Source organism: Thermomicrobiales bacterium, from assembly GCA_037045155.1.
GTDB lineage: Bacteria > Chloroflexota > Chloroflexia > Thermomicrobiales > CFX8 > JAMLIA01.
Genome location: JBAOIG010000003.1, coordinates 1,101,497 through 1,113,928, shown reverse-complemented (window position 1 = coordinate 1,113,928; position 12,432 = coordinate 1,101,497). Strand labels below are relative to the sequence as shown.

Annotated in this window: 7 protein-coding genes; 4 read left to right on the top strand and 3 right to left on the bottom strand. The window is 64.5% G+C overall.

What is annotated here, in order from left to right:
- Positions 1–19: 19 nt before the first annotated feature.
- Together coaE and V9F06_08400 are read right to left on the bottom strand one after the other, a co-directional pair.
- On the bottom strand, positions 20–637 hold the full coding sequence (gene coaE / locus V9F06_08405; GenBank protein MEI2617637.1) for a dephospho-CoA kinase: 618 nt from the start codon (positions 635–637) through the stop codon (positions 20–22).
- Positions 638–705: 68 nt separating this feature from the next.
- The gene (locus tag V9F06_08400) at positions 706–2,709 is read right to left on the bottom strand and encodes an ABC-F family ATP-binding cassette domain-containing protein (protein MEI2617636.1); all 2,004 of its coding nucleotides are present in this window, start codon (positions 2,707–2,709) and stop codon (positions 706–708) included.
- Positions 2,710–2,896: 187 nt separating this feature from the next.
- On the opposite strand from V9F06_08400, the gene V9F06_08395 reads away from it, so the two are divergent.
- The 3 genes from V9F06_08395 (at position 2,897) to dnaE (ending at position 8,139) form a co-directional block, all read left to right on the top strand.
- Positions 2,897–4,123: a DNA polymerase Y family protein gene (locus V9F06_08395; GenBank protein MEI2617635.1), complete on the top strand. Its 1,227-nt coding sequence runs from the start codon at positions 2,897–2,899 to the stop codon at positions 4,121–4,123.
- A gap of 21 nt (positions 4,124–4,144) precedes the next feature.
- Positions 4,145–4,438: a hypothetical protein gene (locus tag V9F06_08390; GenBank protein MEI2617634.1), complete on the top strand. Its 294-nt coding sequence runs from the start codon at positions 4,145–4,147 to the stop codon at positions 4,436–4,438.
- Positions 4,439–4,572: 134 nt separating this feature from the next.
- Positions 4,573–8,139, top strand: coding sequence for a DNA polymerase III subunit alpha (dnaE, locus tag V9F06_08385; protein ID MEI2617633.1), 3,567 nt, complete (start codon positions 4,573–4,575; stop codon positions 8,137–8,139).
- A gap of 7 nt (positions 8,140–8,146) precedes the next feature.
- On the opposite strand, the gene V9F06_08380 is transcribed toward dnaE, so the two are convergent.
- The gene (locus V9F06_08380; protein ID MEI2617632.1) at positions 8,147–9,031 is read right to left on the bottom strand and encodes a polyphosphate kinase 2 family protein; all 885 of its coding nucleotides are present in this window, start codon (positions 9,029–9,031) and stop codon (positions 8,147–8,149) included.
- 190 nt (positions 9,032–9,221) lie between these two features.
- Between V9F06_08380 and V9F06_08375 the strand changes: the two genes are divergently transcribed.
- Positions 9,222–12,167, top strand: coding sequence for an AAA family ATPase (locus V9F06_08375; protein ID MEI2617631.1), 2,946 nt, complete (start codon positions 9,222–9,224; stop codon positions 12,165–12,167).
- The last annotated feature ends 265 nt before the right edge of the window (positions 12,168–12,432 follow it).

Here is a 12,432-nt window from a genome sequence, read left to right as displayed (position 1 = left end):
CACGGAATCGCCGGCCCGGTCAGCCGGGTGTGGCGGCGGTGTCCGCAGCGATGAGCCGCTGCCAGGCAGCGAGAACCTGGAGACGGGTGTCTTCCAGCGTGCCGCCGTTGTCGATGACGAGATCGGCGCGGGCGACCTTTTCCTCCTGCGGGGGTTGGGCATCGATACGGCGCTCGGCTTCGACGCGGTCCACCTTGTTCCGCGCGATGATCCGTTCGATCTGCCGTTCACGGGGAGCGGTGACGACCCAGACTTCGTCGCAGTCGTCGGCCATGCCGGCCTCGAACAGCTTGATCGCGTCGAGGATCAGCACGTCCGGGCCGGGCTCGTTGATCGCCGTACGCTTGCGCGAGACGACCGGGGGCCAGGTGAGCGCCTCCAGATCGCGGAGCTTCGCTGGGTCGGAGAAGACGATCGCGCCGAGCGCTGGCCGGTTGATGCTGCCATCCGCGTTCACTGTCTCTTCGCCAAAGCGCGCGCGGATATCGTTCGCCAGCGGCGAACCTGGCCCCATCAGCTCGTGGACGATCCGATCCCCGTCGATCGCCTCGGCCCCGAGGTCGGTCAGCATATCGACAACAGTGGATTTGCCGGTGGCGATATTCCCGGTCAGTCCGATGACGTGCTTGCGGCGCATGTGATGGCGGCCCTCATCCCCCTGCCCCCTCTCCCAACGCTGGGAGAAGGGGTGTCGTTTGCTGGGCGCTATTGTGCGGCTACTGAGTGGATGGCGTCCAGCGCGGCAGTGGCGCCGGACCATGCGGCATAGGCAGCCTCGAGCTGGGCCTCGAGGCGTGCATACTCAGCGCCGAGGCGCGTGACGGCGTCCATGTCCTGGTCGATGCCGGCGCGAGTCATCTCGTCGGAAACATCGTTCAATCGTGCTTCCAGTCGGCCGACCTCGCGTTCAGTCGTGTTGAGCCGCTTCTGCGCGTCCCGGAGTGTTCGCTCGTTCTGCCGAGTGCTGGCGCGAGGTTGTGCAGACGCTTCGGCTGGCGCGAGGGGTTCTGGCTCAGGCTCGGCGGTCAGACGCACAGGCGCGGCCGGCGGGGCGATCGTCCCGTGGCCGTCCTGCCGAGCGGCGCGGTGCCGCTGCATGTCGGTGTAGTTGCCGAGATAGGTTGCGATGTCGCCATCCTCGATATTCCAGATCCGGTTGGCGATCCGATCGATGAAGTACCGGTCGTGGGAAACGAACACCATCGTCCCGTCGTAGCCGTCCAGTACCTCCTCGAGCGCCTCGCGAGCGCCGATGTCGAGGTGGTTGGTCGGCTCGTCGAGGATCAGGACGTTGGCTCGTTCCAGCGTTAGCCTGCACAGCGCCAGCCGGCTGCGTTCGCCGCCAGAGAGGGCCGAGACCGGCTTATAGACATCGTCTCCGGAGAATAAGAAGCGCCCCAGCAGCGTCCGCGCGGCCTCTTCACCCAATGGCTTGTCGTACAGCAGCGTCTCCAGGACGGTCCGCGACTGGTCGAGGCCCTCGTGCCCCTGTGCGTAGTAGGCGATCTTGACGTTCGTTCCTAGCTCGAGCCGGCCGGCTAGCGGCGGCATTTCGCCGACCAGCGTCCGGAGCGCCGTCGTCTTGCCCGAGCCGTTCGGCCCGAGCAACGCCACCCGGTCGCCACGCTCGATCTGCAGCTCCTTCGTCGTCTGGACCATGACGTCCGGCTCGGTCTCACCCATCTCGGGGCGCGGCAGATATCCGATCGTGATCGGCTTGACGGTCAGTACGATCCTGGCGGGGCGCAGCTCGGAGCGCATGCGAAGGTTCAGCTTCTCGTGCTCCTGCGGGCGCGCCAGCCGCTCCAGCCTGGCCAGCCGCGTCTCTCGCCCGCGTGCCTCCTTCGAGCGCTGCCCCGCTTTGTACTTGCGGATGAACTCCTCGGTTCGGGCGATGAACTCCTGCTGCTCCTCGTACTCTTTCAGTCGCCGCGCCATGCGCTCCTCGCGCAGCTTCAGGTAGCGGTTGTAGCCACCGGGGTAGTCCTCCAGCTGGCCGAAAGCCAGGTCGAGCGTGCGGGTTGTTACTTTGTCGAGGAAGTAGCGGTCGTGGGAGACGACGATGAAGGCCCGGTTCCAGCCACGCAGGAACTCCTCCAGCCACTCGATTGCCTGCAGATCGAGGTGGTTCGTCGGCTCGTCGAGCATCAGCAGGTCCGGGTCGGAGAGTAGCGCTTTGGCCAGCGCAACGCGCGTCTTCTGTCCCCCAGAGAGCTGACGGACTGGATCGTCGAACATCTCTTCGGGGAAGCCGAGGCCATGGAGGACAGCGGCGGTGCGGTGCTCCATCTCGTAGCCGCCGTGCGTCTCGAACTCAGTCGAGAGCCGCCCATATTCGTCGAAGAGAGTCTCTAGCCGATCCCCATCGGCTCCGGTCATCTCCTGCTCGATCTCGGCCATTCTGGCCGCCGCGGCGCGGACGTGGGCGAAGGCGTCGAGCGCCTCGTCATAGAGGCTGCGGTCGGCGGTGAAGCTGGCCTCCTGCGCCTGATAGGCGACACGGAGACCGGTCTGAAACGTCAGTTCACCCTGAGTCGCGTCCTCGATGCCAGCGACGATCTTGAGCAGGGTGGATTTGCCGGCCCCGTTGGTGCCGACCAGCGCGACATGCTCGCGCTCGTTGATCTGAAACGTGATGCCGGAGAAGATTGTCTCGGTGCCGAAGCGCTTGGCCGCGCCCTGGACGGTAAGAATCGTGCTGGCTGCCATGCCGGGCTGGTCCTCCTCGATTACTGCTGGTGTCGATGTCTGGTCGGGTCGTCATGGGGCGGCGATCCCGCTTGTCCGCCTGGGTGACAATGAGTCACACCTTGTAAAATTAGAACATGTGTTCTAATCTGTGGACGGACGGGTAGATGGCCCCTGAGGACAGGAACATCTGAGGAGCAGTACCGTGGTGGATAAGTGGCAAACCAATGCCATGACCAACCTTGCCATTGCCTGTATCGTCGTCCCGGATTTTCCACTCCGGATCGAAAGTGTACGACATCCCGAGCTGGACGGGCTGCCGCTGGCCCTGACCGACGCCACTGCCCAGCGGCGTCTGATTGTCGAGTGCCTGCCCGAAGCAACGGCCGAGGGCATCCGGCTCGGCATGACCGTTCGTGACGCAATCAACGCCTGCCCGCGGGCGGTCATTCTGAGCGCCGACCCGGTCTACTATGCCTCCGTCTTCGCCGAGATACTGGATGCCCTGCTCGATGTCAGCCCCGGCATCGAGCAGGGTGAACCCGGCCTTGCATGGATAGACCTGCGCGGTCTGGAGCGGCTCTATGGCGGATTAGAGGGCGTCGTCGAACGACTGCTCGGCGCGGCGCCGCCAGCATTGCGGCCGCGCCTGGGTCTGGGGGCGAACAAGTTCGTCGCTGCTGTCGCGGCGCGGCGTGCCCGGCCGGGCGGCTATCGGTTGGTTCCCGAGGTGTATTCGCGTGCTTTCCTTGCTCGCAATCCGGTTGATGTCTTGCCAGTGTCGCTAGAGATGATTCGCCGGCTGGAGCGCTTTGGCCTCTATACCCTGCGCGATATTGCCCGCCTGCCGGCCGGCAAGCTACAGGCGCAATTCGGGCCGGATGGCTATCGGGCCTGGGAGCTCGCCAACGGGATCGATAGCGCTCCCTTCCGACCGCTCGAGCCGGTTGAGCAGGTTGTTGAGCGGCTGGCGCTGCCAGCGCCAACCGTGCAGATCGATGCGCTGCTGCTCGGCGTGCGCCAGCTTGCCCGGCGGATCTGCGCTCGCCATGCGATGCGTAGCCGCGGCGCGCGGCAAGCGCGGATCCAGCTGCTGATCGAAGGCCAGCGCTCCTGGGAGCGGGTGGTTGTCTTCAAGGGCGCAATCGGCGACGCCGAGCGGCTTGCAGGACTGCTGGCCGGCCGGCTGGCCGGACTGACCGTCGAGGGGCCAGTCGAGGAAATTGCACTCGAACTATCCGGCCTGACGACTATCTACGCCCGCCAGCGGCAATTGTTCGAGTCCGACCTGCGCCGTCGCCGCCAGCAGGATATCGACGAGGTAGTCGATGAGCTGAAGCAGCGCTATAGCCTCTCGCCGCTCTTCAGCCTGACGCCAGTCGAGCCATGGTCGCGCATCCCCGAGCGCCGCTGGGGGTTGTTGGCTCGTGAGTAGCCGGGCGCGGGGAGGCAGGAGATGGCGCTGTCTGGTCGGCGGAGGAAGAGATCCGATCCCGAGAGCCTGGTTCGGACGCTCAATCAGCCGAAGGAGCTGGAGGTCGAGGCCGATGAGCGGGGTCTGCCACGGCGCGTCATCCGCCGCCGGCAGCGCCTGCGAGTAGCCAGCGTCCTCGATGTCTGGCGGATCGACGACGAGTGGTGGCGCGAGGAAATCAGCCGGCGCTACTTCTTGGTCGTTCTGGAAGGGGGCGTCTCACGAACGATCTATCAGGACCTCGTCACAGGCGAATGGTTCGAGCAGAGCTATTAGCGGGTGGGACGCTGGGGAGAATGATGAGCGCGCGATGGGTTCGTGCGGACAGGATCCGGCCTGTCCCGCAGGCCGCTGCTCCGGTTCAACACACGGGCCTCTCGCACCCGCCCGCCGGTTGATCGGCCCTCGCCATGTACGTCGAGCTGCACATGCACTCCGCGTTCTCTTTCCTCGACGGCGCGTCGCTGCCGGGTGACCTGGTCGAGCGCGGGGCAGAGTTGGGCTATGCCGCGCTGGCGCTGACCGATCACGACGGGCTGCATGGCGCGATGGAGTTTGCTCAGGCGGCGCGTGGCGCTGGCATCCAGCCGATCACTGGTGCTGAGCTGACGATGGCCGACGGCTCGCACCTGACGTTGCTGGCTGAGACACAGGCCGGCTACGCGAATCTCTCACGACTTATCTCCCATTCCCATTTGACCAGCCCCCGGCTGGCGCCGCGCCTCGATTGGGACGTTCTGCGCGAGCACGTCGAGGGGCTGATTCTGCTGACCGGCTGTCGCAATGGCGCGTTGACCCGGCTGGTCGATGCCGGCCAGCTTGATGCCGCCCGCCGCCTGCTGAATGAGTACCGCGCGGTGTTCGGCCCTGAGGATGTCTTCGTTGAGCTGCAGCACAATCTCGCGCACGGCGACGTCGCCCGGATTGCCCGGCTGGTCCATCTGGCAGACGAGGCCGGCCTCGGCTACGTCGCGACCGGCAACGTTCACTACGCCACTCGCGACCGCCACCGCCTGCAGGACGTCCTCGTCGCTATCGCCAACCGGACGACGCTGGACGCCTCGCACCAGCTACGCCGGCCAAACTCCGAATTCTTCCTCCAGCCTCACGCCATCGTCGCTCGTCGCTTCCTCCGCTACCCCGAGGCATTGGCCAACACCCTCCGCATCGCCGAGCGCTGCGCCAGCTTCAACCTCACGCGAGACCTGCACTACCGGTTTCCGGAGTATGCGGGGGACGAGGAGGAGCGGGGCGTGGAACCTGGGGTGTGGGATGTCGAGGGTGGCGAGCCCAGTCGGTCGGCAGCCATTTCCTTGTCTTGTCATTCTGAGGCCGCAGCCGAAGAATCTCTCCCGTGCCGGTGCGAGCGAACGAGGGAGAGATCCCTCGCTGCGGCTCGGGATGACAAGATTCCAGGGTCGGTAGTCAATCCCGCGCGCCTGACTTCCAATACCCACAACCCCAACAACTCCCGTCCCCCGTCCCTCGTCCCCCGCCCCCAACCCTTTATCCCTTCGTCCCCGGATTCCATCCTCGCCCGCGACTGTCACGCATTGCTCGTTGAGCGATACGGGGATGACCCGGCGGCGCGGGAGCGGCTTGACCATGAGCTGGCGCTGGTTCGCAAGCACGGGTTGGCAGGATTCTTCCTCGTCTACCGCGATATCATGCGGTTGGCGCGCGAAGTGGCCGTCGAGGTGCGTGGCAACGGGCCGCGGGCGAACAACGCCCTGCCGCCGGGACGCGGGCGTGGGTCGAGCGTCTCCTCGATCATCTGCTATCTGATCGGCCTGTCGCATATTGACCCGCTGCGCCACAACCTCTACATCGGCCGCTTCCTCAACGAGGAGATGGCGTCGGTGCCGGACATCGACCTCGACTTCCCGCGTGAGATCCGTGAGCGGCTGATCGCCCGCATCTACGAGGTTTACGGCAACGATCGCGCTGCCCTGGTCTGTGCCTTCCCGACCTACCACATCCGTAGCGCGATCCGTGACATCGGCAAAGTGCTCGGTCTGCCGGCCACCGATCTCGATCGCCTGGCCAAGCTCAGCGAACGCGCCTCAGCCGACCATCTGGCCGAGGAGATGGAGCGCCTGCCCGAGTTCCAGTCGCGCCGTGACGCGCCGCTCTGGCGCGAGCTGATCGACCTTTCGACCCAGATCGCGGGTCTTCCGCGTCACGTCACCCAGCACTCCGGCGGCATGGTCATCTCGTCTCAACCGCTCGTCGAGCTGGTTCCAGTCCAGCCGGCCGCGATGGAGGGTCGCTACGTCTGCCAGTGGGACAAGGACTCCTGCGACGACGCCCGCTTCATCAAGATCGACTTTCTCGCCCTCGGCATGTTGTCGCTCGTCGAAGAGTGTCTTGAGCTGATTGTTGAGACGGGCAAGGGACAAGTGGATCTGTCGCGGATCGACTTCGAGGACAGCGAGGTCTACGACATGATCTGCCGCGGTGACACGATCGGTGTCTTCCAGATCGAGAGTCGCGCCCAGATCCAGAGCCTGCTGCGCACGCAGCCTCGCAACCTGGAAGACCTGATCGTTCAAGTCTCGATTGTCCGGCCTGGCCCGATCATCGGCGGCGCGGTCAACCCCTACATCCGAGCTCGCCAGCAGCTGCGCCGCGAGGGGCGCGTCACTGCAACCTACGACCACCCGTTGCTGGAGCCGGTCCTGCGCGAGACCTATGGCGGCATCCTCTACCAGGAGCAGGTGCTGGAAGTGGCAGTCGCGCTGGCCGGCTTCAGCGCTGGCCAGGCCGACTCGCTGCGCCGGGCGATGAGCCGCAAGCGCTCGCTGGCAGCGATGGATCGGCTCTGGGATCAGTTCCGCGATGGCGCGGCCGGCAAGGGAGTCGATGAAACGATCGCCCTGCGCGTGTTCGAGAAGCTGCTCGGCTTCGCCGCATACGGGTTCCCGAAGAGCCATGCCGCGGCGTTTGCGGTGTTGGCCTATCAGTCATGCTGGCTGCGCTTCTACTACCCGGCCGAATTTACCTGCGCGTTGTTCAACAACCAGCCGATGGGCTTCTATCCGCCGCATGCCTTCGCCAACGACGCTAAACGACATGGCGTCAGCATTCTCCTGCCAGATGTCAACCGCAGCGCCGGCCCCTGCGCTGTCGAAGGTCAGGCGGTACGGATCGGCCTCGGCCATGTGGACGGTCTCTCCGAGGAGATCGCTCGGGCAATCGTCGCGGAGCGGGAGCGGGGTGGGCCATACCAGTCGCTGATCGACCTGGCTCGTCGTAGCCGCCTGCGGCGCGAGGCAGTTGAGCATCTCATCATCGTTGGCGCCTGCGATTCATTCGGCCTGCGTCGCCGCGAGCTGCTCTGGCAACTTGGCTTGTTTTTGCCCGACCGGCGCGTCGGCCCGGTCAAGCAGCCGGCCGCCTGTCAACTGGCGCTCGACCTGCCGTCCGGGCAGGACATGGTTGCGCTGGCTGGGATGACCGATTGGGAGCGAATGATTGCCGACTACGATATCCTCGGCCTCTCCCCCCACCACCACCCACTCGCCCTGCTGCGGCCGGCCCTGCCGCAGCCACTCGTCCGGGCAGCCGACCTCGAGCGTGGACGCGACGGCGGTCTCGTCCGGCTGGCCGGGCTGGTCGTCTGCCGCCAACGGCCGGCCACGGCTAAAGGATTGATGTTCATGTTGCTGGAGGATGAGACCGGTCTGGCGAATGTCATCGTTCATCAGCCGGTCTACGAGGAGCACCGCGCCGTTGTCCGTGGTTATCCGTTTCTGATCGTGACCGGCCGGCTGCAGCTCCGCGACGGAACGGTCAATATCATCGCTCAGGATGTCGTGGCAATCGACCGGCCACATGCATCCGGCCCACAAGTGACCGAGCCGATCGCAGCTCTGCTCTCGCAGGCCGGCCGGCTCGGCGAGCTATCGGGCGATATCAGTGATGAGCAGCTGACCGAGCTGCGCCTTGCCGCGCCGGCCTCGCACGACTTCCACTAGCGGCGGGTCAATCCGGGATGACGATGCCGTCGAGATTCTGGGGATTCTGAGGAAACTGCGGGTTCATCGCCTCCAGGGTTCGGACGACCGTCCGGGCGATCGCGACGTTTCGGAACCACTTTGCGTTGGCCGGGATGACAAACCAGGGCGCATGGTCGGTTGAGCAGCGACTGATCGCGTCCTCGAACGCCACCGTGTAATCGTCCCAGTACCCGCGCTCCGTGATATCCGCTAGCTCAAACTTCCAGTGTTTGTCGGGGTCGTCGAGCCGTGACTGCAAGCGACGCTTCTGCTCATCCCTCGAGATGTGCAGATAAAACTTGAGGATCGTCGTGCCGTTCTCGGCTAACATCCGCTCGAAATCGTTGATCGTCGCGAACCGCTTCTGCCACACTGCTTCCGGCGCGAGATGCTTGACCCGCGCAACCAGCACATCCTCATAGTGCGAGCGATTGAAGACGGTGATCATCCGTCGAGCCGGGGTACGCTGATGGATGCGCCAGAGGAAATCGTGCTCGAGCTCTTCGACGCTCGGCGCTTTGAACGACCAGACCTGCACGCCCTCGGGGTTGACTCCGCTGAATACTCCACGAACGGCGCCATCTTTACCGCCGGTGTCGATCGCTTGCAAGACGACCAGCAAACTCTGACGATTCTCGGCGTAGAGCCGTTCCTGCAGGGATGTGAGCTGGCCGACGAGCTTCTTTAGCTCTTTCTTGGCCTTCTTCTTGGTCGCGATATTCCCGATGTCGTCGGGATTGATCTCGTCCAGCCGCACGCGCGTCCCAGGCGCAACCCGGTAGGGGAGAGCAGGCAGGGTCGGAGGTTCTTCGATGGCTGACTCGTTGTTCGTTGCCGTCACGGCCTCCGCCACATGGTGATCGTCCATCATTGCTGGCTCCTGTCGTTCTTCGAGGCTGACGCGACGTGGCTGACGATTAACGGAGTTGATGATAGTCGAAAGTCCGCAGTGCCGAACCGAGCAGGGAGAAATCGTCCGCTATACTTCCCGACGATGGCTCTCCTCGCCACGTGTTCCGTAGAGAAACCAGAAAGATGGGTTCGGAGCGTGGCTCGATCGCATGGCTGACTCACACGATAGATCCAATGCTACTGAGCGCCGGGCTCGAATAGTTGGACGCGACCAGGAGTTGCAGATCCTCGATGATGCGCTCCGCTCGGCACGGTCGGGTCGCGGATTGCTCGCGCTGGTCGGCGGAGAAATCGGTATCGGTAAGACGGCGCTTGTCCGACAATTTCTATTGGATCACTCCGACGAGCCGCCGATCTCGTTCATCGGTCGTGCGTACGAGCTGAGCGAGACACCGTCGTTCTTGATCTGGCGCGATGTGCTACGTTCGCCGGATGCTATTGCCCTGGCCGCGCCGGCCCTCGACTCACAGACCGATGATAACCTCGCGCGCTGGCTGGACAGATTGGCCGCATGGATAGCGACGATCGCGCAGCGTGGGCCTGTCCTCATCCATCTCGAAGACATCCACTGGGCAGATCCTCAGAGCCTTGAGCTATTACGACAGCTGGCCAGGCAGATCGTCGACATGCCGATATTGATTGTTGCGACCTACCGCGATGTGGATATCGGGCGGGGGCACCCTCTCTACCAACACCTCCCTTCACTCGTCCGTGAGTCTGCTGCGACGCATATCACGCTGCGTCGCCTCGATCGGTCGGCGCTACGCGAGCTCATTACAGTTGGGCAACCACTCGCCCCTGCCGATATCGATCGCCTGACCGACTACGTCCACGCCGCGAGCCAGGGGACTCCATTGGCTGCCGAGGAGCTGCTCCGGACACTACGAGACGAAGGTGTGCTGGCTCCGGCGACGAGCGGTGGAGGCGATTGGCGTCTCGGGGCGCTGGATCGGCTTCTCATCCCGCCCCTCATCCGTCAGATCGTCGATAACCGGATCGCAGTACTTGGCGATGCTGGCCGCGATGTGATCGAGATCGCGGCGGTGATCGGTGAGGACATCATGCCCGCCCACTTCCCGCTCTGGCAGGAGCTGTCGGGAGTTAACGACGAGACGTTTCGCCAGACGATTGACCGGTCAATCGAGCTGTATGTGCTGCGCGACGTCTCCGCCACCGGCTCAATTTCCTTTTATCACAGGCTCGGTCGGGAGTCGGTTTATGACAGTATCGGGCTGACACGCCGCCAGGATCTCCACCAACGAATTGGATTGGCTCTGGCCAGCGCTGGTCATCCCGACGTCGACGAGGTGGCGACTCACCTGTATCAGGCGCACGACCCGGCGGGCGCGGAGTGGCTCGTGCGAGCTGCTGAGCAGGCCCAGCGGGCGGGAGACTGGGCCGCTGCGGCGGCGCGCTTCGAGGACGCGATTGCGCTGACTCGGGGTATCCCGGGCCGTGACGCCGCCGTCGGTTGGCTACTGTACCGTGCGGCGCTCATGTGGCGCTTTCTCGATCTTCACCGTGCTCTCGACCTGCTTGACGAGGCTCATTCAGTTGCCCTGACGATGGACGACGCGGCGCTTCTTGCTGGAACGCACTACCATCGCGGTTTCGTGCGATGCTGGTTGCGGCAGGTGCAAGCTGGCATCGCCGAGATGGCTACTGCGATTGCTGAAATCGAACACCTGAGCGACGATGACTACAGTCGCTTGCAGATCGTCGAGAGCTTTGGTTCGCGCGAATACGGCGAGCATCGCGGCGCCCTGATTGCCTGGCTCGGCCTTGCCGGCCACGTTCACGACGCGTTGACGCTCGCCGATAGCCTCGATCCAGCCTCGTCCCCGGCCGCGGTCGGGAGTCCGGGGCTGAGCCGGTCGGGGATTGGCGACGGTTACACTGGCCGAGCTATCAGCTTTGCGATGCTCGGCGAGCCTGCGGCCGCGAGTGAAGCCTTTGAAGCCGCACGACAGGCCTACGGCTCGGTGGGCCTCGGCCACCAGCTTGGTGAGTCGTATCTTGACGAACTGCTCTTTGTGTCGCTGCCGTATTACGCCGATGACATCGGGCGGCGTGACTGGCTAGCGCGCGCGGCAGCGGATGTCTGGAGCCGCGCTGTGCCCTCGGGCGGCATGCCCCCTGCTGCTATAACAACTCTTCCGCTTCGGGTGATTGAAGGCGACTGGCAAGCGGTGCGGGAGACAGCCGGGCAGATCAACCCGGCCGACCGCCTGAACTGGATTGTCGTGCCGGCGTTGGCGACGATCGCCATTCACTCGGAGGATCGCGAGCTCTTGTCTCGCGTCGTTGCAGAGATTCTGCCGGCCGGCGCGGCGACCCTCCCGGGCACGACCCACTATCTTGCTGGGTTTCAACTGCTCTATCTCTCCGCGTTGCGCTGCGTGCTCTGGAGCGTCGCGGAGGAAGCGCCGATCTGGATCGATGCGATGGAGCGCTGGCTGAACTGGAGCGGCGCTGTGTCGGGTCGGGCGGAGCTGGCCGTGGCACGGACCGTCCATGCGTTCGCCACAGCCAACCTCCCGGATCTCGACCGGTATGCGAACGAGGCGGTACAGCTAGCATCGTCGCCACGCCAGCCCATTGTGCTGGTGACGGCACACCGGCTGCTCGCCCGCTCGTTGATACACGCAGGACGGGTCGCCGAGGCGCGAATCGAGCTTGATAGCTCGATTGATCTGGCGCGGGCGTGTCGACATCGCCTCGAGGAGGCGATCGGGATGATCATGCTATCCGAGCTACAGAACCGTGGAGGTGACCGCACGGCGGCGCGTTCGACACTCGACGAGGCGGTCGACACATTCGCCCAGATTGGCGCAACGTCCTGGTCGGGCTTTGTTTCTCGAACTCGGGGGTGGTGGGGTATTGCAGAGAATGGCGGCGAGCCGCGCCATCTCAGCCGGCGTGAGACCGAAGTCCTGCGGCTTGTCGCCAAAGGGCTGACCGACGGCGACATCGCGAACGAGCTCAGCGTCAGCCGCCGAACAGTGACGACGCATCTGTCGTCGATTTACCGCAAGCTCGGCGTCTCGGCACGCGCTGCGGCGACGAGAATCGGCGTCGAACGGCATCTCATTTAGATCGTTCAGCGATAGAAAATACGTACATTACACGATACCCTGACAATCGACGGTGGCTTACCGTTCACCCGGGAGCTTCCCAGCCGCGTCGAAGACCGGTTACTTGATACCAGGCTCCCATGAGGGTACGACGATGTTCCCTCGTTGCGCTGTCCGCGGCGCCGTATTCGGTGTCGCGTTCCTGGTCAGCGCTGATTTCCCAACGGTGGGTCGTGGGACCGGGACGTCTTGCGGCCGGCCTGTCGAGGTCCGCCTTCCAGCGGTC

What these genes read in the sequence shown, in the direction of transcription:
- V9F06_08380 (MEI2617632.1), bottom strand. Translation starts at nt 9,031, where the DNA reads ATGATGGACGATCACCATGTGGCGGAGGCCGTGACGGCAACGAACAAC.
- V9F06_08375 (MEI2617631.1), top strand. Translation starts at nt 9,222, where the DNA reads ATGGCTGACTCACACGATAGATCCAATGCTACTGAGCGCCGGGCTCGA.
- V9F06_08390 (MEI2617634.1), top strand. Translation starts at nt 4,145, where the DNA reads ATGGCGCTGTCTGGTCGGCGGAGGAAGAGATCCGATCCCGAGAGCCTG.
- V9F06_08400 (MEI2617636.1), bottom strand. Translation starts at nt 2,709, where the DNA reads ATGGCAGCCAGCACGATTCTTACCGTCCAGGGCGCGGCCAAGCGCTTC.
- dnaE (MEI2617633.1), top strand. Translation starts at nt 4,573, where the DNA reads ATGTACGTCGAGCTGCACATGCACTCCGCGTTCTCTTTCCTCGACGGC.
- coaE (MEI2617637.1), bottom strand. Translation starts at nt 637, where the DNA reads ATGCGCCGCAAGCACGTCATCGGACTGACCGGGAATATCGCCACCGGC.